This is a genomic window from Streptomyces sp. NPDC046716, assembly GCF_040645755.1.
Classification (GTDB): Bacteria; Actinomycetota; Actinomycetes; order Streptomycetales; family Streptomycetaceae; genus Streptomyces.
In genome coordinates this window covers 104,135-124,605 of sequence record NZ_JBEYYU010000004.1, presented here as the reverse complement: position 1 = coordinate 124,605, position 20,471 = coordinate 104,135, and the positions used below count along the sequence as shown (strand labels likewise).

At 72.2% G+C, this 20,471-nt stretch carries 18 protein-coding genes; 13 read left to right on the top strand and 5 right to left on the bottom strand.

Features of this window, described 5'->3' with window-relative positions; genetic code table 11:
- Positions 1-7: 7 nt before the first annotated feature.
- A complete protein-coding gene (locus ABZ930_RS04580; RefSeq protein ID WP_361541337.1) occupies positions 8-2,287 on the bottom strand; it encodes an FdhF/YdeP family oxidoreductase in 2,280 nt (759 codons plus the stop codon).
- Positions 2,288-2,458: 171 nt separating this feature from the next.
- Between ABZ930_RS04580 and ABZ930_RS04575 the strand changes: the two genes are divergently transcribed.
- Complete coding sequence (locus tag ABZ930_RS04575; protein WP_361541334.1) at positions 2,459-3,364, top strand: LysR family transcriptional regulator; 906 nt, start codon at positions 2,459-2,461, stop codon at positions 3,362-3,364.
- 73 nt (positions 3,365-3,437) lie between these two features.
- Complete coding sequence (locus ABZ930_RS04570) at positions 3,438-3,884, top strand: ABC transporter substrate-binding protein (protein WP_361541331.1); 447 nt, start codon at positions 3,438-3,440, stop codon at positions 3,882-3,884.
- Here the strand turns inward: ABZ930_RS04570 and ABZ930_RS04565 are convergent.
- Both ABZ930_RS04565 and ABZ930_RS04560 read right to left on the bottom strand, forming a co-directional pair.
- Positions 3,854-6,817: a trypsin-like peptidase domain-containing protein gene (locus tag ABZ930_RS04565; RefSeq protein WP_361541328.1), complete on the bottom strand. Its 2,964-nt coding sequence runs from the start codon at positions 6,815-6,817 to the stop codon at positions 3,854-3,856. The genes ABZ930_RS04570 and ABZ930_RS04565 overlap by 31 nt on opposite strands.
- Entirely contained in the window at positions 6,807-7,118 is a 312-nt protein-coding gene (locus tag ABZ930_RS04560; RefSeq protein WP_361541325.1) for a trypco2 family protein, read from the bottom strand. The genes ABZ930_RS04565 and ABZ930_RS04560 overlap by 11 nt, the downstream gene beginning before the upstream one ends.
- Positions 7,119-7,328: 210 nt before the next feature.
- Here ABZ930_RS04560 and ABZ930_RS04555 point away from each other — a divergent pair, with 210 nt between their 5' ends.
- The gene (locus ABZ930_RS04555; protein WP_361541322.1) at positions 7,329-7,835 is read left to right on the top strand and encodes a DinB family protein; all 507 of its coding nucleotides are present in this window, start codon (positions 7,329-7,331) and stop codon (positions 7,833-7,835) included.
- 15 nt (positions 7,836-7,850) lie between these two features.
- Here ABZ930_RS04555 and ABZ930_RS04550 read toward each other — a convergent pair whose 3' ends face one another.
- Positions 7,851-8,375 (bottom strand): hypothetical protein, encoded by a 525-nt coding sequence (locus ABZ930_RS04550; RefSeq protein WP_361541319.1) that lies wholly within the window; start codon positions 8,373-8,375, stop codon positions 7,851-7,853.
- A gap of 308 nt (positions 8,376-8,683) precedes the next feature.
- Here ABZ930_RS04550 and ABZ930_RS04545 point away from each other — a divergent pair, with 308 nt between their 5' ends.
- From ABZ930_RS04545 to ABZ930_RS04535, 3 genes are read left to right on the top strand one after another with little or no spacing between them, the layout of a single operon-like run.
- Entirely contained in the window at positions 8,684-9,037 is a 354-nt protein-coding gene (locus ABZ930_RS04545) for a hypothetical protein (RefSeq protein ID WP_361541316.1), read from the top strand.
- Between the two features lie 5 nt (positions 9,038-9,042).
- A complete protein-coding gene (locus tag ABZ930_RS04540) occupies positions 9,043-10,071 on the top strand; it encodes a hypothetical protein (RefSeq protein ID WP_361541313.1) in 1,029 nt (342 codons plus the stop codon).
- Entirely contained in the window at positions 10,068-11,738 is a 1,671-nt protein-coding gene (locus ABZ930_RS04535; protein ID WP_361541310.1) for a hypothetical protein, read from the top strand. The genes ABZ930_RS04540 and ABZ930_RS04535 overlap by 4 nt, the downstream gene beginning before the upstream one ends.
- On the opposite strand, the gene ABZ930_RS04530 is transcribed toward ABZ930_RS04535, so the two are convergent.
- Entirely contained in the window at positions 11,722-13,500 is a 1,779-nt protein-coding gene (locus ABZ930_RS04530; RefSeq protein WP_361541307.1) for an APC family permease, read from the bottom strand. The two genes, ABZ930_RS04535 and ABZ930_RS04530, sit on opposite strands and share 17 nt — an antisense overlap.
- A gap of 151 nt (positions 13,501-13,651) precedes the next feature.
- Between ABZ930_RS04530 and ABZ930_RS04525 the strand changes: the two genes are divergently transcribed.
- From ABZ930_RS04525 to cynS, 7 genes are all read left to right on the top strand, one after another.
- Complete coding sequence (locus ABZ930_RS04525; RefSeq protein WP_361541304.1) at positions 13,652-16,543, top strand: Na+/H+ antiporter subunit A; 2,892 nt, start codon at positions 13,652-13,654, stop codon at positions 16,541-16,543.
- Complete coding sequence (locus tag ABZ930_RS04520) at positions 16,540-17,085, top strand: Na(+)/H(+) antiporter subunit C (protein ID WP_361541301.1); 546 nt, start codon at positions 16,540-16,542, stop codon at positions 17,083-17,085. Before ABZ930_RS04525 ends, ABZ930_RS04520 begins: the two co-directional genes overlap by 4 nt.
- Positions 17,082-18,668 (top strand): Na+/H+ antiporter subunit D, encoded by a 1,587-nt coding sequence (locus ABZ930_RS04515; RefSeq protein WP_361541298.1) that lies wholly within the window; start codon positions 17,082-17,084, stop codon positions 18,666-18,668. Before ABZ930_RS04520 ends, ABZ930_RS04515 begins: the two co-directional genes overlap by 4 nt.
- The gene (locus ABZ930_RS04510) at positions 18,665-19,246 is read left to right on the top strand and encodes a Na+/H+ antiporter subunit E (RefSeq protein WP_361541295.1); all 582 of its coding nucleotides are present in this window, start codon (positions 18,665-18,667) and stop codon (positions 19,244-19,246) included. Before ABZ930_RS04515 ends, ABZ930_RS04510 begins: the two co-directional genes overlap by 4 nt.
- Complete coding sequence (locus tag ABZ930_RS04505; RefSeq protein WP_361541292.1) at positions 19,243-19,536, top strand: monovalent cation/H+ antiporter complex subunit F; 294 nt, start codon at positions 19,243-19,245, stop codon at positions 19,534-19,536. The genes ABZ930_RS04510 and ABZ930_RS04505 overlap by 4 nt, the downstream gene beginning before the upstream one ends.
- Positions 19,533-19,907, top strand: a complete 375-nt coding sequence (gene mnhG / locus ABZ930_RS04500; RefSeq protein ID WP_361541289.1) for a monovalent cation/H(+) antiporter subunit G — start codon at positions 19,533-19,535, stop codon at positions 19,905-19,907. The genes ABZ930_RS04505 and mnhG overlap by 4 nt, the downstream gene beginning before the upstream one ends.
- Before the next feature lie 105 nt (positions 19,908-20,012).
- Positions 20,013-20,459 (top strand): cyanase, encoded by a 447-nt coding sequence (cynS, locus tag ABZ930_RS04495; protein ID WP_361541286.1) that lies wholly within the window; start codon positions 20,013-20,015, stop codon positions 20,457-20,459.
- The last annotated feature ends 12 nt before the right edge of the window (positions 20,460-20,471 follow it).

Here is a 20,471-nt window from a genome sequence, read left to right as displayed (position 1 = left end):
GCCGCGCTCAGGGCCGCTCGAGCCGTATGACCACGGCCTTCGAGGTCGGGGTGTTGCTGCGCTCGGCGACGCTGTCGAGCGGCACCAGCACATTGGTCTCGGGGTAGTACGCGGCGGCCGAGCCCCGGGGCGTCGGGTAGGCGACGGTCCGGAAGCCGGGGGCCCGGCGCTCGACGCCGTCCTCCCACACCCCCACCAGATCGACGAGGTCGCCCTCCGCGAAGCCCAGTTCGGCCAGGTCGTCGGCGTGGACCAGGACGACGCGGCGGGCGCCCTTGATGCCCCGGTAGCGGTCGTCCATCGCGTACGGGATCGTGTTCCACTGGTCGTGCGAGCGCAGCGTCTGGAGGATGAGGTGGCCGGGCGGCGCCGTGAGTCCGGTGAAGGCGTTGGCGGTGAAGACCGCGCTGCCGGAGGCGGTCGGGAACCGCAGCTCGTTGACCGGGTTGGGGAGGGTGAAGCCGCCGGGCTCGCGCACCCGGCGGTTGAAGTCGTCGAAGCCCGGGACGACCCGCGCGATGTGCTCGCGGACGAGGTCGTAGTCGTCCTCGAACTTCCGCCAGGCGATGCCGTGCCGGTCGCCGAGGACCGCGCGGGCCAGCCGGCTGATGATCGCCACCTCGCTGAGCAGCGCGGGCGAGGCGGGCGCCAGCCGGCCGCGGGTGGTGTGGACGTCGCTCATGGAGTCCTCCACCGTCATGAACTGCTCACCGGTGGCCTGGACGTCCCGGTCGCTGCGGCCCAGCGTCGGCAGGATCAGCGCGGTGTCGCCGCAGACCGTGTGCGAGCGGTTGAGCTTGGTCGAGATGTGGGCCGTGATCCGGCAGTTGCGCAGCGCGCGTTCGGTCACGTCGCTGTCGGGGGTGGCCCGGACGAAGTTGCCCGCGACGCCGAGGAAGAACCGGGCCCGGCCGTCGCGCATCGCCCGGATCGCGTCGACGGAGTCCAGGCCGTGGCGGGTCGGCGGCGCGAATCCGAACTCCTTCTCCAGGGCGTCGAGGAACGTCTGCGGCATCTTCTCCCAGATGCCCATCGTCCGGTCGCCCTGGACGTTGCTGTGCCCGCGCACCGGGCAGACCCCGGCGCCGGGCCGTCCGACGTTGCCGCGCAGCAGCAGGAAGTTGACGACTTCCCTGATGGTGGGGACGCCGTGCTTGTGCTGGGTGAGGCCCATGGCCCAGCACACGATGACGCTGCGGGACTTCAGCACCCGCTCGTGGACCTCCTCGATCTCCTCGCGGCGCAGTCCGGTGGCGGCGAGCACGTCGTCCCAGTCGAGGGCGCGGACGTTGTCGTTGAAGAGGCCGAAGCCGGTGGTGTGGCGGGCGATGAAGTCCTGGTCGAGGACGGTGCCGGGGGCCTTGTCCTCGGCCTGGAGGAGCAGCAGGTTCAGCGCCTGGAACAGGGCGAGGTCGCCGCCCGGGCGGATCTGCAGGAACTGGTCGGCGATCTGGGTGCCCCGGCCGATGACGCCGCGCGCCTTCTGCGGGTGCTTGAAGCGCAGGAGTCCCGCCTCGGGCAGCGGGTTGACCGCGACGATGCTGCCGCCGCGCCGCTTGGTCTCCTCCAGCGCCGACAGCATGCGGGGGTGGTTCGTGCCCGGGTTCTGGCCCACGACGAACACCAGGTCGCTGCCGTACAGGTCCTCCAGGGAGACGCTGCCCTTGCCGATGCCGAGGGTCTCGCCCAGCGCGGAGCCGCTGGACTCGTGGCACATGTTCGAGCAGTCGGGGAGGTTGTTGGTGCCGAAGGCGCGGGCGAACAGCTGGAGCAGGAAGGCGGGTTCGTTGGCGAGGCGGCCCGAGGTGTAGAAGAGCGCCTCGTGGGGGTCGTCGAGGCCGGTCAGCTCGTCGGCCAGCAGGGTCAGGGCCTCGTCCCAGCCGATGGGCTCGTAGTGGTCGCTGTCCGGCCGCTTGACCATGGGCTCGGTCAGCCGGCCCTGCTGGTTGAGCCAGTAGTCGGACCGCGCCGCGAGTTCGCTGACGGGATGCTCGGCGAAGAACTCGCGGGTGACGCGGCGCGTGGTGGCCTCGTCGCTGATGTGCTTGGCGCCGTTCTCGCAGTACTCGTTGCGGTGCCGCTTGCCCGGTGCCTCCTCGGGCCAGGCGCAGCCGGGGCAGTCGATGCCGCCGGCCTGGTTGATGTTCAGGAGGGTGAGGGCCGTGCGGCGCGGGGAGGTCTGGCCGAGCGCGTACTTCAGCGCGTGGGCCACGGCCGGTGCTCCCGTGGCCCAGGTCTTCGGCCTGTGCACGGAGAGTTCCTCCGCGGGCTCGCCCGTGTCACGCATGCCCATCACCTCGACGTCTCGTTCGTGGTCCGCGGAGTTCCGGCGGCCCGCGCACAGCAGCATTCGCCCGGGTCGCCCGCACGGTCAAAGCGGAAGATCCGATCGTCGATAGGCGGTTACGATCACGTCTGATCCCAACGCTCCGAACCGGACAGGCGGTGGCCCCGGCCCGTGCTCCTGAGACAGCTCGAGTACCTGGTGGCGCTGGCCGGCACCGGGCACTTCGCCCGGGCGGCCCAGAACTGCTTCGTCTCCCAGCCGACCCTGTCCGAGGGCATCCGCAAGCTGGAGAGCGAACTGGGTGTGCCGCTGGTGCGGCGCGGCCACCGGTTCGAGGGGCTGACGGCGGAGGGCGAGGAGGTCGTGGTGTGGGCGCGGCGGATGCTCGCCGACCGGGACGCCATGACGGCCGGTCTGGCCGCGCTGCGCTCCGGTCTGGAAGGTGAGTTGCGGATCGGTGCCGTGCCGACGGCGGTCGCGGCCGTCGCCTTGCTGACGCAGCCGTTCTGCGCGGCGAATCCGCACACCACCGTACGGGTGCACGCGGATCTTCAGGGCGACGAGATCGTCCGGCGGCTGCGCGCGTTCGAATTGCACGGCGCGGTGACCTATCCGACCCGGGAGCCCGGTCTGCCGTTCGTGCCGTTGTACGGGGAGCGGTACGTCCTGCTGACCCAGGAGTCGGCCGACGTCGACGCGCAGGGCGTGGGCTGGGCCGAGGCGGCGGCGCTGCCGCTGTGTCTGCTGCACCCCCGCATGGTGGGACGTCAGGTGCTGGACGCCGTCTTCACCGAGCTGCGGGTCGCGGTCGCGCCGCGGGTGGAGACCGACTCCATCGCCTCGCTCATCGCACACGTCCGCACGGGGCACTGGTCGACCGTCGTCCCGCACACCTGGCTGCACGTCTTCGGCATCCCCGCCGGCATGCGGGCCGTGCCTCTGCTGCGGCCCCGGCGCAGCGCGAGCATCGGGCTGCTGCTGCCGCCCCGCGCCCCGCTGTCGGTGATGGAGCAGGCGCTGGCCGACCTGGCGCGCGCGTCGTCGATGCACACGGTGCTGGACGACATCCCTGGGTGACCCGTCGCGGGAACGCGCCAAACCCCGCACACCCTGTGGCGATCATCGTCATGTACCTGCTAACCAGGAAGGTGTGACGTCACAACGGGCACGGACGAGAACGGGCTGGACGGTCGCGGTCACGACCGCTCTCGCGCTCCTGGTCGCCGGGTGCGCGGACGGCGACGCCAAGGGATCCGGCGACGCCCGCCAACTCACCGTCGCCGCACTGCCGTTGACGGACTCCGCGGCGCTGTACATCGCGCGGGACCGGGGCCTGTTCACGAAGGAGGGCCTGGACGTGCGCATCCAGGCCGTACAGCAGAGCATCCAGGCGCTGCCCGCCCTGTCCAAGGGCGATCAAGAGCGTGGCCGACCTCGAGGGCAAGAAGGTCGCCGTCATCGAACGCGACCAGACAGCGACCCGCGGCCTGCCGGAGCTCGTGAGCCTGCGGGCGGAGGTGGGGAGGGCTGTGCGGGGACGGGGGTGAGCACGAGGTACGGGGGCCGTCAGGTCCCCGGCCGCACTGCTCTGGCCTGATCGGCGAGCCAGTCAGGAGCAATGACCTCGGGATTTCCGTCGAGTGCGGCCGCGGCCCGGTCCAGAGCGTCGGCGGCTGCGGACGGGTCCTGCGGCAGTGCTCTCGCGGCGTCCGCCAGGGCATCGGCGGCGGCCGACTGGCCGGCGCCGGCGATCTGGAGCATGGTCCGGGCGCGATCGGCGGTGGCCGCGCACTGCTCGTGGTGGCCGTCGCACCAGTACGCCCAGGCGAGGTCGAGGAGGCAGACACCCTCGGCGCGAGGGTTCTGCATCTGGGACGCCGCGCGGCGGGCGTCCTCCAGGATCGCAACGGCGTGATCCGGTTCACCGAGGGCGATGAGAGCGAGTCCCTGGGCGTTCTGCGCATAGGCGATCGCCTCCAGACTGTCCGCGGCCCGATAGGCGCGGACAGTCTCCGCGCCCGCGTCGGCGGCTTCGCGCCAGCGCTCGAGCGTCAGCAGGGCGATGGTACGGGCATTGCCGGCACGGGCGACGGTCAGCAGATCGCCGTCGGAACGGGCGAGTTCGGCCAGCCGCTCGGCACCGCCGAGTGCGCTGTCGCCATCGCCGCGGTAGCTGTGGTTGAGGCTGAGCGAGAGCAGGGTGTGCACCTCGCCGTCGCGGTCGCCGATCTCCCGCGCGAGAGCGGCGGCACGCGTGAACGGACCGACGGCGGCGTCGAGGTCCCCGAGTTGCCGGTGGGCGTCACCGAGTCCGAAGAGTGCGCTCTGGTGCGCCGACGGGTCGTCGAGACGTTCGGCGAGTTCCACCGCTTGCGCGAACAGGTCGACGGCCTGTTCCATCGGGCCCGCGCTCAGCCGGGCGTGCCCGTAGGCGACGGTGTGCTCGAGACGGGTCCGTTCGTCGCGGATGTGCCCGTCGACGGCGAGGTGCATGGAGACGGCCGCGAGGACGGAACCGTGCCAGACGAGCCATTCGCTGATGCCGTTGAGCACCTGGGCGGCACCGTCGTGGTCCTCGGCCCGTACGAGGTGGTCGAACTGGCGCCGCTGCGGTTCGAGGTCGTCGGGCGTGCGCCATGTGTCGTGCGGCGTGGCCTGCTGTGCGTACCAGGATGCGATGTGCCGCTCCAACTCCTGCCTCCGGAAGGGTCCGTGGTCGGGTAATTGCGCGTGGACGAGGTCCGCGTCCAGGGGATGCAGGGAGAAGGTCCGCCGGGTCCGGTCCGCCGACACCAGATGGGTGCGGACCAGGGTGATCAGCACGGGCGCCACACGTATGCCGGGGTCGATGCCGTGCAGGACGTCCTCGATCTGCGGCTGTGTCACCGGGGTGCGCAGTGCGGCGAGCACCCGCAGGACGGCACGCGCCGGTCCGTCGAGACGTGCGTAGCGGTCCTGGGCGAGGTCCTCGACGACTTCCTGACGCTGGGTGAAGTCCCGCAGGACGTCACGGAGGCTGGGCAGCAGAACGGTGTCGTCGGCGAGCGCCCCGACCAGCAGTTCGAGGGCACGGGGTACGCCGTGGACGTGGACCGCGGCCCGGAGCAGTTCGTCGTCGGACAGGTCCGCCATGCCCAAGGTGCCGTCGTGGTCGAGTTCGCGCAGCAGGGCGACGGCCTCGGCGTCCTCCAGCCCTTTGGACAGCTCGATCTGGGCGGCGAAGCGACGCAGTTCCGGAGGGAGCCGGACCGGGAGCTGACTGGTGACCAGCAGCCGCGGGGTGGCGCGCGGCGCCCGGAACAGGCAGTCGACGAACACGGCGAAACCCGGGTCGGCAATGGTTCCGTCCTCGTCGAGGAGGTCCTCGAGATTGTCCAGGAGGATGATGACGAGCCGGTCCCCCATGGCGGTGAACAGGGCGTCGAGGCGGTCGTGTTCGGTGCTGATCGTGTTCCACACCTGCCGCAAGTGGGCCTGGCTCTCGGTTCCCAGCAGGCGCGCGCAGTCGAAGTAGATCCGCTCCAGGGAAATGCCCGAGGTGCGGGTGGACAGGTTCACGAAGCCGGTCGGCAGCGGCCCTTGGGCGGGTCCGGGCCACTGCCCTCGGTCGAGGAGGTCCATGACCTTGGCGGCGAGTGCACTCTTGCCGATGCCCCGGCGCCCCGTGAGGGTCACCATCCGTACGGCCGGATCGCTCAACTGCGCCGAGATGGCGTCGCGTTCACGGGTGCGGTTCTTGAACAGCTCGATGCCGTGCGCGACGGGTACGCCGACCACACGCGTCCAGGGATGCCGGGCCTCCTCCGACGCGGAATCGGTGACGAGATCGAGCTGTGCGGGGTCGGGGAGCGCCAGCAGCCGGGTGAGCCCGGTCCGCTGTCCGTCGTCGAGACGGCGCAGGGCGTGGTCGAGACGGACGGCAGTGAGCCGGCCCGCTCCCTCCGGCCGGTGGTGCTCGGCGACGACTCCGACGACACGGCTGCCGGACCACACCACGGCGCCGGACATGCCCTCCCAGGGTGACCGACCCGGATCCGGGTCGGCGCCGGCGGGTGCGACGGTCAGCTCCAGGGTGCCGCCGCGGAGGTTGGAGAGTGCGGCGACCGTGCCGTCCGCCTGGTGGAGCTCGCGGAAGGTCCTCCCGTCCGGCCCACGGCGCCGCTTCCACAGCGGGAAGCCCGCCGCGTGCACCCGGATCACCTCGGGACGGTCGTCGGGGACGCGCCCGAATCGGGTCGGCAGGAGGTCCGAGGGAGCTTGTGCGGGCGGCTCGAAGGAGAGCACGGCGAGATCGGTCCGGTCGTCCTGCCAGGCCACGGCCGCCGGTGCCGCCCACTGCCCCGGCCGGTCCGCGTCGCACCGTACGCGGACCTCGACGGCACCGTTCACGACGTGCGCGGCCGTGAGAACCGCTCCGTCGGACACCCGGTACCCGGATCCGCGTCGACCGCCGTCACTCGTACTGACGATGATCTCCGCAATCCGGTGCGGGTCGAGGCCCGCGCCGTCGGACGACGGATCAGCTCTCATCGGCGAGTTCGCCGCCCGAGATCCACGCGGGAGTGTCGGGGGCATCACTCATGACCGGCTGGAGAGTCAGAGTGATGCGCTGCTGCGCGGTCTGCGCGTGACGGGCGCTCGCACCGACGTCGAACACCCAGAACCGCACCTTGGCCCCGGGCTCCCTGCTGCGTTCGACACCCACCGTGAGTTCCAGTTCCAGCTTCTCGGCCTGGAACCGCAGGGCCTCACCCGATCCCGCCGCCATGGCGCGGCCCAATTCGCTCCGCAACTGGGCGATCATGTCCGCCAGCTCCACCGCGTCGTCCACTGCCGCCCGCCCCGTTCCGTATCCCGCCACCAGCGATCACGCGCTCGCCGAGCATACCCGCAGCCGGTCAACTAAACGCAGGGTCGGACGACTTGGCCCGGCGTTCGCTCACGACCGGACAGCGGCGTGACGAAGGACGCGGCTCACGGCAGGGAGACCCGCCACAAATTCCCTCGACACCGATCACCGCGACAAGGCACCCTGCCCCCGATGACCAGAATCGACGACACTCCCCCGGCGTGGGACGAGCGGACGCAGCTCACCACGTTTCTCGACTACGCGCGTGACACGGCCCGCGTGAAATGTGACGGCGTCTCCGAGGAGCATGCGCGCAAGGCGCTGTTGCCGGGGTCGCCGCTGATGACGATGAGCGGGCTGATCAACCACCTGCGGTGGGTGGAGTACTACTGGTTCCAGGTGGTGTTCCTCGGGGAGGAGGACCAGGGGCCCTGGACCGACGAGGATCCCGACCGGGAGATGCGGATCGCCGTCGAGTTCCCGTTGGCGCAGGTGCTCGACGAGTACGTCGCGCAGAGCGGCCGGTACCGGGAGCTGGTGGCCCGGACGGAGCTGGACGCGCGGTCCGAGGGGACCGTTCGGGACGGGCTCCATGTCGATCTGCGGTGGATCCTGCTGCACCTCACCGAGGAGACCGCCCGGCACAACGGGCATCTGGACATCCTGCGGGAGATGCTCGACGGCACGACCGGCGACTGAGCCCCGACGGTCCCGTCAGTGGCCGGCGAGGAGTTTGACGCCGACCACACCGAGGCCGATCACGGCGTTGAGGACGCCGGTGACCGTGGCGCGCAGGACGCCCGCCCCGATGCTGCGGCCACCGGCGAAGCCCCACAGGGCGAGCGCCGCGACCTCGCTGTAGACCGAGACCCACAGGGCGGTGTCGAGTTCCAGCGCGCCCGCCGCGGACAGGCCGATCAGGAGCAGCGGTCCCACGGCGCTGGTCAGCAGAGGGCTGCTGACGAACAGGACGTGCCGGATCTCGCGGGCGCCCGGCCTGGCCCGGTGGGCGACGGGGTGTGCCTGGAGGTCCGCGACGAGCGTCGCCAGCCAGAGGCCGAGCGCGGTGACGGCGACGGCGACCGCGGCGCCCGAGTGGCTGGGATGGCCGCCCATGGCGAGGCCCGCCAGGACGGCGAGCAGGGTGAGCGAGGCGTAGATGCGCTCCTTGAGCCGCTCGCCCCACACCGCCGCCCGCTCGTGCGCACCGGTGTCCTGCTCCGCGCTGCCGTCGGTCACCGCGATGGTCCTTCCCTCACACGTCATTCCTGTCGTTGCCGCGAACGTACACAGCGGCCCGCGCCCGGCACCGTGGCAACACGGCCGAGGCCCGTTGGTCGTGCCGCCGGATCCGGAGCCGCCGCCACCGAGGCTTCGTCGGCGCCGACGAACTCCGAGGCGCGCGGAACAGCCAAGTCGGCGCATCTGAGCGAAAGTTGAGCGTGTCATGGGCGTGTAACGGTGATCGGCACGCTCTCGCCTGCCGACCGGTCGCCTGGCAGACTGACAGAGATGCTCTGACCGCCTCGGGGGAGGAACCGGACGGCATGACAGCGACGATCTCCGTGAGGGTCGAGGGCCCTGTCGGCCTGGACGAACCCGAGGAACTCCGCGCCGAGCTGGCCCGGGAGACCGCGCTCCAGTGGCGGCTGGAAGCGCCGGACGAGGAGCGGGGCACGCTCGACGGTGGAGTCAGCGCCCTGCTGATCGCCGTCCTCACCAGCGCCACCGGGGCCGTGGTGCAGGCCGCCGCGCAGCGTGCCATCGACGCGTGGCGCGGGCGCAGGCTCGATCCGCCGCCCGTCACCGTCATCGTGCTCCGGGCCGACCAGCAGGGCGAGTCGCCGCGGGCCGACGACGACAGCGACGGTGACACGCCCGCCCTTCCCGAGGGGAGCTGAGGGAGATGGCCTTCCGGGCCCTGGTGATCGGCGTCGGCACCTACGAGGCGAATTCGGGGATGAGCGGCTATCCCACGATCGAGACCAGCGCCCGCGCCTACGGGGACGCGCTCGCCCGGGACCCGCGCTGGGGCGACGCCGCCCGCTCGGTGATCCTCTCCGACGGCGCCGCGCACTCCGCGGACGGCGTGATGCGCGCCCTGCACGACGCCGCGTCGGCGGGCGAGGGGCCCGAGGACACGCTCCTCGTCGTGTACGTCGGGCACGGCGCGTACTGGAAGGACGTCCCCGGCGGCCAGGTCCACTTCGCCGTCGGCTCCTCGCACCAGAACGAGCCGTGGACGTGGCTGTCGTCCTGGTACGTGTACCGGGCCATCCGGCAGAGCCGGGCCGGCCTCAAGGTCCTCATCACCGACTGCTGCTACTCGAACATGCTGCCCCATCTCGGCCAGGAGTCGCCGCTGCCGGGGATCCTGGGCACCCGCTCCGACGGCACGTGCGTCTTCAGCGCGGTCAGCGGGAACGTGCACAACGCGTCGGCCGACGCCTGCGCCAATCTGCCGAGCCCGCTCGACGGCTGCACCCCGTTCAGCGGCCATCTGTTGAACGTGCTGGGGCAGGGCATGTCCGAGCACGACGACGACCTCACGCTCGGCGCCCTGCGCGCGGGCATCGACGAGGGCATGCAGTCGTGCGGGGTGCACGACGCGCCCCGGATGCTGCTCAACGACGCCTCGGAGGCCGCGGCGCTGTTCACCAACCACGCCAAGGGCCGCCGCCCGCCCGGCCGCGAGCCGCAGACCGAGGACGACTGGGTGCGCGAACTGCGGCTGTACGGCGAGCGCAAGCTGCGCAGTCTGATGCTGAAGCCGGACCTGGCGGGCCGGGTCGTGGTCCGGCTGAAGTCCGGTGACGAGCAGAGCCGCGACCTGGCGGGCCGGGTCGAGCGCAGCGCCGCCACGCTGTTGTCGAATCCGGTGGACTTCGTCCGCTACTGGGGTGAGATCGAGCCGGCCCTCTTGGGCGGCACGTGAGCGAGCGCAACGGCGCCGTCGGCGTCCGCCGCACCCATCTGCTGTTCCAGCCGGACGTGGCGAAGCTGCTCACCGAGGACTACGCGTGGGTGACCCAGGTCGACGGACCGCAGTTCGCCCGGATCCTCGACCAGATGCGGTCCACCCGCAGCGAGGCGATGGCGATGCGGGCGCTGCACGCCTTCGCGCTGCGCCGCAGCGTCCAGGACCTGGTGGAGCTGGCGGACGGGTTCGACGCCCGCGACGCGGTCATGATCATGGCGACGGCGGCGCTGGCCCGGCCGGTGAGCGAGGCCGCCGAGCTGGCGATGCTCCAGCAGGAGATGGAGGCGGGGCGGCGCTCAGCGCCGATCACCGCGAGCATCGTGCACGACGTCGCCTGTCAGCGCACCGCGTTCGACGTGGCGGTCTTCGTGCGCGTCGTCCGTGACCACTACCCGCAGCTCGCGGACCGTACGGTGGCGGTGTTCGGCGGCCCCGACTCGGGCCGCACCAATCTCGACAAGGTGCTGCTGCACACCGCGCTGCTCGACGAGAAGTGTCCGGTCCAGGCCGATCGTCTCCTCGAACTGACGCTGCACGTCGTCGCCACCCACACGCCAGGCGGCTCGGAGGACCAGGGTGAGGAGATCGCCGACCTCGCGGGCGCGTTCCTGCACTTGAGTCCGCACGGGGAGATCCTGGAGACCTGGGCGCAGGGGCAGTTGAGCGCGCCCGACGCCCGGCAGGTGGATCAGGCGCGGCGGCTGATCGCCCGGCTGATCGCGCGCCGTGGCGCGGGCCACGACGCGCTGGCCGCGCACATCGGCCGCACGGCGCAACCGCGTGACGTGGTCAAGCTCTGCGCGCTGCTGACCCGCGAGGAGGCGTCACCGGCCAAGTGCGAGCTGCTGCGCCGGCAGGCCGCCGGGCAGCCGAGCGTCCAGGGACTGGCGAAGCTGGTGTCGCTGTGGCACCGGGACCCGGTGCTGACGGCCGGTACGCGTGAGCTGCTGGCCGACATCGTGACGGTGCCCGCGGGCCCGGACGACGTGCCGCGCTCCCTCGATGTCCTCGCGCAGCTGTGCGACTGGCTGAACGAGGAGGAGGGCGGCGACCAGACCTGCGTGGCGCTGCTGTGCCACATCGCGGCGGTGCAGGTGCGCGGGCGCTCCGGCCATGAGCTGACCGAGCTGCTGAACCGCATCACGCGCCACCGCGAGCGGACCAGGGCCGCGCACGAGGTGGGCCGGCAGCTCGCCGTCACGGTGATGGAACCGGGCGGCGACCGGCAGGGGTTCGTGGACTGTCTGACCGTCCTGCGGGAGAGCCGGCACGCCGAGGCGGTGGACGCCGCCTGCCGTGAACTGTCCGATCCGTCGGCGTCGCGGGCGGCGGACGCGCTGCTCGTCGCCGAGGTGGCGCGGCTGCTGCACGCCGCCGGGCTGGAGAACGTCGCCTGGACCCTGCTCGAACGGTTCCTGGAGAACGAGCAGTTGGTGCAGGCGTCGGACGTGCTGTGCGTGGTGCGGGGCGTGCTGGCGATCCCGCTGCCCGACGCGGAGCTGCTGCTGCGCGCCACGGTGGGCCGCTGGTCGGACGTGCGGCACCGGGACGAGGCGGTCGACACGCTGCGCGCGGAGGGCCTCGGCCCGCAGGCCGACTGGATCGTCAAGTCTCTGCGCTGACCCGCGGGCGGGGCGCTTCGCCCTGGTGCGGCAGGGTGGGCTTGACCTGGCCCATGTAGCGGCGGGCGGCCCGCACCAGCAGCGGGAAGACCAGGGCGGCCGCGAGGACGGAGACGGCGCGCGTCACCGGCGCCGTGGACTCGCCGAACAGTTCGCGCAGGGCCGTGCAGCCGATCAGCACGGCGATGTACCCGGCGAGCAGGAGCAGGGGCCGCACCGCGGGATCGCCGCGCCGGGTGAACCGGGACAGGTGCTCCCGGGCGTCGTAGTGGCGCAGCACCCGCCCGATGTACGGCAGATCGCGCACCGCGAGCCAGGGCAGCGCGAGCAGCAGCGCCGACCCGGTGGCGACGCCCGCCATGCCCCGCCAGACGTCGGCCCAGCCCGCCTCGTGGATGACCAGGGCGATCGCCACGAACGCGGTGTAGGCCAGGGCCCAGCGCACCGCCCTGCGCAGCCGGCCCGCTTCGGTGCCGGGCAGCGCCACGAGGACCACGCCCGGCATGGCGTAGACGACCATGATCGGGATGCTGTTGAGGGCGACGAGCTGCTCCCAGTTGCCGCGGACGAGGGCGAGCGTGGTCAGGCCGATGACGAGGTTGACGATGAGGATCATCCAGTACGCGTCGATCTCCGCCCCGCGGAACTTGAAGGAGGCGCGGCGCGCCGTCTGGAGTCCGCGGTGGGTGAGGTGGGCGCGGCTGAGGGCGGCGACCTCGCGGGTCAGGGCGTGGGTGAAGACGATGCCGGAGCCCATCGGGGAGAGCACGGCGTTGAGCCGGATCAGCCAGGCCAGCCAGGTCATCGACGCGGCGGTGGCGAACTGGGCGTACGGCGACTGGAGCATGTCCGCGGCGAGCGCGCCGCAGTGCCGGGAGAACACGTACTGCAGCGCGGTGTAGAGGGCGACGGCGCCGACGAGGGTGCCGTAGACGGCCCAGCGCAGCCGGGCCGCCTCCCCCATGCCGCGGCGCTTGATGTTGCCGGCGAAGTCCAGGGGCGCCTGGAAGCCGATGTACGCGTAGATGATGCCGCCGCCGAGCACCACGTACAGGGCGGAGAAGTGTCCGGCCTGGCCGCGCAGCTGGTCGGCGCCGCCGGACTGGCCGCTCAGGTACCAGGCGTCGCCCGGCGTGCAGGAGCCGACGGTGTCGGTCGCGGCGAAGGTGAGGCAGACGACGATGAGGAGCGGGACGAGCACCTTGACCACGGTGATGAAGAGGTTGAGCCGTATCAGCCGCCGGGCGGGGAGCAGGTTGAACCCGACCACGACGATCATCAGCACGACGGCGCACAGGGCGCCGGTGAGCGACAGGTCGCCCGCCCGGTGCATGTCGGGGGGCAGCCCGGCGATCTCCGCGCCGGTGTGGCCGCCGCGGAGCAGGGACGGGAACCAGTGGGCGAGGCCGCGCACCATGGCGGCGGCCTCGCTGGCCGGGTTCACGGCGTAGACGATCCACAGGGCCGCTGCCACGACGGTGGCCACGAGCGGTCCCGCGGCCTGGAGCGGGAGGAAGATCAGGCCGCCGGTCTTGGGCGCGGCGATGCCCAGTTCGACCATCACTGCGGCGATCAGCAGCATCACGGCGCCGCCGATCACCCAGGCCCACACGGCGTCCTCGCCCGCCGCCCAGTGGGCCTGCCCCGCGGCGAGCAGCCAGCCGGAGCCGACGACACCGCCGGCCGCGAGTCCCACCAGATCGAGTACGGACAGCCGCCGCCCCTCGTCCACGTCCTGCGCCGAACCTGTCCGGGCATGCATGTGACCCAACTCCCTCCCCCGTCCCTGGAGTTGTAGCTGGCCAGGCTATCCCCGTTGCCGTGCCGAAGGCAGATGAACGGCGCAACGATCCCTGCACGCCATCCGGCGCGTCTCACCCGCTATGCGCCATAAGTCCATATATGCATGGTTCATGACCTTGTTGGTCCTCGCACACTTCGCCGTCGCGCTCTGCGCCGCACCGCTGGTCCGCAGGGCGGGCCCGCGCGCCTTCCTGCTGCTCGCCCTGCCGCCCCTGGCGGCGCTGTGCTGGGCGCTGTCCCGGTGGGGCGAGGTGACGTCGGGGCGGCCGAGCACCGAGACCTGGTCCTGGATCGGGGCGTACGACGTCGAGGCCGCGTTCCGGCTCGACGCGCTGTCCCTGGTGATGGTGCTGCTCGCCGCCGGGATCGGGGCGCTGGTGCTGGTGTACTGCGCCGGTTACTTCCGGCCCGGCACCCGCCAGTTGGGACAGTTCGGCGGCAACCTGCTGGCGTTCGCGGGCGCGATGCTCGGGCTGGTCCTGGCCGACGATCTGATGATCCTCTATCTGTTCTGGGAGTTGACGACCGTCCTGTCGTTCCTGCTCATCGGGTACGACAGCGAGAAGCGCGGCAGCCGCCGCTCGGCGCTCCAGGCGCTGACCGTCACCGCGGCGGGCGGACTCGCGATGTTCGTCGGGTTCCTGATGCTCGGGCAGCTCGCGGGGACGTACCGCATCTCGCGGATCGTCGACGACCCGCCCGCGCCGAGCGCCGCGCTCACCGCGGCCGTGCTGCTGATCCTGTGCGGGGCGCTGGCCAAGTCGGCGGTGTGGCCGCTGAGTCTGTGGCTGCCCAACGCGATGGCCGCGCCGACCCCGGTCAGCGCCTATCTGCACGCGGCGGCGATGGTCAAGGCGGGCGTGTACCTGATCGCGCGGTTCGCGCCGGCCCTCTCGGACGTCACGGGATGGCGGCCGGTGCTGCTGACGCTCGGCACCGCCACGATGCTGCTCGCGGGCTGGCGGGCGCTGCGGCTCAACGACATCAAGATCGTGCTCGCCTACGGCACGGTCAGCCAATTGGGCTTCCTCGTCGTGCTCGCGGGCGCCGGGTCGTACGACACCGCGCTGGCGGCCGTCGCGATGATCCTGGGGCACGCGCTGTTCAAGGCCCCGCTGTTCCTCGTGACCGGCATCGTCGACCATGCGACGGGCACCCGCGATCTGCGGCGCCTTTCCGGCGTGGGGCGGTCGCTGCCGTGGGTGTGCGCGGTCGCCGTGGTGGCCGGCGCGTCGATGGCCGCGCTGCCGCCGCTGCTCGGCTTCGCCGCGAAGGAGGCCGCGTTCGACGCGCTGGCGCACGGCGGTCCCGGAGAGCGGTGGTCGCTCGCCCTGATCGTCGTCGGCTCCGCGCTCACCACCGCGTACACCCTGCGCTTCCTGTGGGGCGCCTTCGCCCGCAAGCCGGGCGTCCCCGACACCCCGGCGCACCGGGTCGGCGCGGGGCTGCTCGCCCCGCCCGCGCTGCTCGCCCTCGGCAGCCTCGTGTTCGGCCCCGGGATCGGCCTCCTGGCCGGGCTCTTCGAGGAGTACGCGCACGCCTACCCGGTGCCGGAGCACCCCTATCACCTCGCGCTGTGGCACGGCTTCGGGCTCGCGCTCGGTCTGTCGGCGCTCGCCTGGGCGGGCGGTGCCGCGCTGTTCGTGGCGCGCGAGCCGGTGGTGCGGCTCGGCCGACGGCTCGCCTGGCCCAAGGCCGACGAGGTGTTCGGCCGGATCGTGCTGGGCCTGGAACGCAGCTCCCTCCAGGTGACGGGCTCCGTGCAGAAGGGCTCGCTGCCCGCGTACGTGGCCACGGTCCTCGCGGTCGTGCTCGCCGGGCTCGTCGCGGTCCTCGCCACCGACCGGCCCTGGTCCGGCACTCCGGCGCCCCGCGTGTGGGACTCCCCCTGGCAGGCCGGAGTCGGCGCGCTGACCTGCGCCTGCGCGCTGATGTGTCTCCTGGTGCAGCGCCGGATGAAGGCCGCCGTGCTCGCCGGCCTCACCGGGTACGGCACGGCGGCGCTGTACATCGTGCAGGGCGCCCCCGACCTCGCGCTCACGCAGTTCGGCGTGGAGACCGTGTCGACGGTGGTGCTCGTGCTCGTCCTGCGCCGCCTTCCGGTCTTCTTCGGCGACAGCCAGAGGATCCGCCGCCGCCTCACGGGCGTGTGGCTCACCCTGGGCAGCGGAGTCGCGGTGGCCTGCGCGGTGTGGCTGGCGGCGGGCGCCCGCACCGCCGAACCGGCCGGGGCCGCGATGACCGAGGAGACCGCGCACCACGGCCTCAAGGACGTCGTCGCGACGATCCTCGTCGACTACCGGGCCTGGGACACGATGGGCGAGTCCGCCGTCCTCGCGGTGGCGGTGCTCGGCGTGACCAGCCTGCTCTACGTGCACCGCAGGCAGGGCCGGTCGGCCACGCCCCCGGCGCGGCTGCCGGGCGGGGTGACGGCGTGGTCGCTGGCCACGTCCCGGCTCCGGGTGCCCGCCAAGTACCGGCAGGGAGCGCCGGAGCGCAGCTGGCTGGTGGCCGGGGACACGCTCGCGCCCGAGCACCGGTCGGTGGTCTTCGAGGTGGTGGCCCGGCTCGTGTTCCATCCGATCCTGATGCTGTCCGTGTACCTGCTGCTGTGCGCGGAGAACCTGCCGGGCGGCGGCTTCGTCGGCGGACTGGTCGCCGGTGTCGCCCTGACCATCCGTTATCTCGCGGGCGGGCGGCACGAACTGGCGGCGGCCGCCCCGGTGCACCCGGGCTTCTTCACCGGGCTCGGGCTCGCCCTGTCCACGGGGGTCGCCCTGGTGGGGCTCACCGACGGGACCGTGCTGCACGCCTTCACCTGGCACGGACACCTCCCGCTGATCGGCGACTGGCACGCGGGCACCGCGGTCCTGTTCGACCTGGGCGTGTATCTGCTGGTGCTCGGCGTGGTGCTCGACGTCGTCCGCGCCCTCGGCGCCAAGATCGACCAGCAGACCGAGTACAGGGCGGGCCTCGCGCTCGCCGGTGAGGAGCGCCGGTGAGTGTCAGTGCGACCCTGCTGGTCTGCGGCATCGTGCTGGTCGCCGCCGGCGGGATGCTGATCCTGACCCGCAGTCTGACGCGGGTGCTGATCGGCATCATCGTGTGCGGCAACGGCATCAACCTCTTCGTCCTCGCCTCGGCCGGGCGGGCGGGCCTGCCCCCGCTGCTGTACCCGGGGGTCGCGCACTCCCGGGTGACCGACCCGCTGCCCCAGGCCATCGTGCTGACCGCCGTCGTGATCACGCTCGCCACCACGGCGTTCGTGCTCGCGATGGCGTACCGCAGCAGCCAGTTGACCGGTTCGGACTTCGTGCCGGACGACATCGCCGACCGGCGCGTGGTGCTGCGCGCCCAGATCGCCGAGGAGCGCCACGAACTGCGGGAGCAGCACCGCGGGGAGGGCAAGCGGGCCTGGCGCGAGGAGCGCCGCGAGCAGCGCCACCGGATCCGCGAGGACCGTGCCTTCCAGGCGCGGGCCCGGGACTCCTCCGGCGACCTGTGGGACGACGTGCTCGGCACCGACCCGGAGGAGTCCCGGTGAACGCTCTCGTTCCGCTGCCCGTCGTCATGCCGCTCACGGTGTGCGGCCTGAGCCTGTTCATCGGGCCCCGGCTGCGCTGGCTGCACCGCGTGATCACCGTCGGGGTGCTCGCCGGGGTCGTCGCCGTCGACCTGGTCCTGCTCGTGGAGTCCGACCGCGTCGGCCCGCTCGTGGTCCACCTCGGCGACTTCGGGCCGCCGCTGGGCGTGACCCTGGTCGCGGACCGGCTGGCCGCGCTGATGCTGACCGTGTCCGGCGCCGTCACCCTGATCGTCCTCGTGTACGCCATGGGCCAGGACATGGCCGACCGCGAGGAGAACGCGCCGCTGGCCGTCTTCCACCCGGCGTACCTGGTGCTGGTCTCCGGGGTGTCGCTCACCTTCCTCGCGGGGGACCTGGTCAATCTCTACGTCGGCTTCGAGATCATGCTGATGGCCAGCTTCGTGCTGCTGACGGTGGGCGCCACCGAGCCGCGCATCCGCGCCGGTTCGACCTATGTCGTGGTCTCGCTCGTCTCTTCCCTGGTCTTCCTCGCCGGGGTGGCCGTGACGTACGCGGCGGCGGGCACCGTGAACTTCGCGCAGCTCGCCGTGCGGATGCCCGAACTGCCGCTCGGCGTGCGGACCATGGCCGAGGTGCTGCTGCTCACCGTGTTCGGGGTGAAGGCCGCCGCGTTCCCCGTCGCGGCCTGGCTGCCCGACTCCTATCCGACGGCGCCCGCGCCGGTGACGGCGGTCTTCGCGGGCCTGCTCACCAAGGTCGGCGTGTATTCGATGATCCGCGCCGAGACGCTGCTGTTCCCCGGGAACCGGCTGTCGGCCGTCCTGATGGCGGTGGCGTTCGCGTCGATGGTCATCGGCATCGTCGGCGCGGTCGCCCAGACCGACCTGAAGCGGCTGCTGTCCTTCACCCTGGTCAGCCACATCGGCTTCATGCTGTTCGGGCTCGCGCTCGGCAGCCGGGGCGGCATCGGCGGCGCGATCGTGTACACGGCCCACCACATCACCGTGCAGACGACGCTGTTCCTCGCGGCCGGTCTGCTGGAGAAGCGGTACGGGACCACGGAGCTGACCCGGCTCGGCGGCACCGCGAGAACGGCCCCGCTGCTGGCCGCCCTCTGGTTCGTGCCCGCGATGAACCTCGCCGGGATCCCGCCGCTGTCCGGCTTCATCGGCAAGCTGGGGCTGATGCGGGCGGGCGCGGCGGACGGCGGCGCCTGGGCGTACGTCCTGCTCGCCGGTGCGGCGGTGACGAGCCTGCTCACGCTGTACGTGATGGTGAAGGTCTGGAACCTGGCGTTCTGGCGGGCGCCCGCGGTGACCGAACTCCCGGCGGAGGGCGATGTCCTGGAGGAGAGCGACGATCCCGATTCCGCGCCCGAGGAGGGCTCGGGGCCGGTGACGACGACCGTCGTGCGCGCCACCGCCCGGATTCCGCGGGTGATGACGGCGGCGACCGCCGCGGCCGTCGCCCTCGGTCTCGCCTACACCGTCCTGGCCACCCCGCTCACCGGCCTGGCCGACCGCTCGGCCGCCGAACTCCTCGCCCGTACCCCCTACGTCAAGGCGGTGCTCGGACCGTGAACTCCCCTGCCCTGGCGGCGCGTCGGCGCCGTCTCGACTGGCCGCTCATCGCCTGGCTGACCGTCATCTGGATGCTGCTGTGGTCCGGGCTGACCTGGGGCAACCTGATCAGCGGCGTCGTCGTCGCGGTCATCCTGTGCCTGGCGTTCCCGCTGCCGGCCGTCGATCTCGATCTGCGGCTGCGCCCGCGCGGCATCCTGCGGCTCGCCGGATATCTGCTGATCGACATGGTGACCTCCAGCGTCGTCGTGACCCGGCACGCCCTGTCGGGGAGGCAGCGTCCGGCCGCGGTGCTGCGGGTGCCGCTGCGCTGCCGTACGGACCTGATGATCGCGGCGACGGCCGTCGCCGTCTCCAGCGTGCCGGGCGGCGCCCTGGTCGAGGTCAACGCCGCGACGGCCACCCTGTACCTGCATGTGAGCGACGCCGACGACCCCGCGACGGCGCCCCGCGCGCGCCGGGACGTCTGGCGTCTGGAGGCCCTGGTCGTGCGGGCCTTCGGCACCCGTGAGGAGATCGCGCGGATCGCGGCGGACCCCGACCCGTCCGTCACCACCGGAAAGGAGAGCGGCTCGTGAGGCTGGCCGACGACATCCTGCTCAACGGCGCCCTGACGCTGATCATCCTGGCGGGTGTGCTGCTGCTGATCCGCATCTGGCGCGGCCCCTCGATGCTGGACCGGGCCGTCGCCGTCGACGTGGCCGCCGTGCTGATCATCGCCGGGATCGGGGTGGACGCGGCGATGACCCGGACCCGCTACTACCTGTCGATCATGCTGGTGCTCGCCTTCCTCGGCTTCACCAGCTCGGTCGGCATCGCCCGGTTCATCGCCTCGCGCGACCGGGCCGGGACCAAGGAGCGTCCGTGAACGCCTGGCAGCAAGCGGCCGACCTGGCCGGATCCGTCCTGCTCTTCCTCGGCGCCGCGGTCTGCCTGTTCGGCGTCATCGGCATGCTCCGGCTGCCCGACGTCCTCACGCGCAGCGCCACCGCGACCAACCCGCAGACCTTCGGCATGCTGCTGCTCCTGGCCGGTCTCGCGCTGCGGCTGCGCTCCGGAGTCGACCTCGGCACGCTCGCCCTCGTCGCCTTCTTCCAGCTCCTGACCAGCGCCGTGGCCGCCCATCTGGTCGCCCGGGCCGCCTATCGCACCGGCCAGACGGGCGACTGCGCGCTCCTCTACGACGAGCTGAGCGCGCCGGAGTCGGGGCGGCCGCCGCGTACGGACACCGCGCCGTAACCCGTCGCGCACCCGCGCGAAACGCGAGCGGAGCACCCTGCCGGGAGTGGTATACCGCCGACGCCTCCGGCGCGGCGGCCCCTCCCCGCACAGGAGTTGACTCGCGTGATCGACCGCAGTGAGGCCACCCGCCGGATCCTGGCCGCGAAGGAGGCCGCGGGGCTCTCCTTCGCGGAGATCGCCGCGGCGGCCGGCGCCCACGAGGTGTGGGTGGCGTCCGCGCTGCTCGGCCAGAACACCATGAACGGCGCCCAGGCGGAGGCCACCGGCAAGGTGCTCGGCCTCGACGAGGAGACCGTGGCCGCGCTCACCCGGGACGCCGTACGCGGCAGCCTGGGCCAGGCCGTGCCGACCGACCCCCTGATCTACCGCCTCTACGAGATCGTCCAGGTCTACGGCACCACGATGAAGGCGGTCATCGAGGAGAAGTTCGGCTCCGGCATCATGTCGGCGATCGACTTCTCCATGGACATTCAGCGGAAGCCCGACCCGAAGGGCGACCGGGTCGTGGTCACGCTCGACGGCAAGTTCCTGCCGTACCGCACCTGGTGACCGTCCGGGGCC

What these genes read in the sequence shown, in the direction of transcription:
- ABZ930_RS04580 (WP_361541337.1), bottom strand. Translation starts at nt 2,287, where the DNA reads ATGCGTGACACGGGCGAGCCCGCGGAGGAACTCTCCGTGCACAGGCCG.
- ABZ930_RS04565 (WP_361541328.1), bottom strand. Translation starts at nt 6,817, where the DNA reads ATGAGAGCTGATCCGTCGTCCGACGGCGCGGGCCTCGACCCGCACCGG.
- ABZ930_RS04555 (WP_361541322.1), top strand. Translation starts at nt 7,329, where the DNA reads ATGACCAGAATCGACGACACTCCCCCGGCGTGGGACGAGCGGACGCAG.
- ABZ930_RS04545 (WP_361541316.1), top strand. Translation starts at nt 8,684, where the DNA reads ATGACAGCGACGATCTCCGTGAGGGTCGAGGGCCCTGTCGGCCTGGAC.
- ABZ930_RS04540 (WP_361541313.1), top strand. Translation starts at nt 9,043, where the DNA reads ATGGCCTTCCGGGCCCTGGTGATCGGCGTCGGCACCTACGAGGCGAAT.
- ABZ930_RS04530 (WP_361541307.1), bottom strand. Translation starts at nt 13,500, where the DNA reads ATGCATGCCCGGACAGGTTCGGCGCAGGACGTGGACGAGGGGCGGCGG.
- ABZ930_RS04525 (WP_361541304.1), top strand. Translation starts at nt 13,652, where the DNA reads ATGACCTTGTTGGTCCTCGCACACTTCGCCGTCGCGCTCTGCGCCGCA.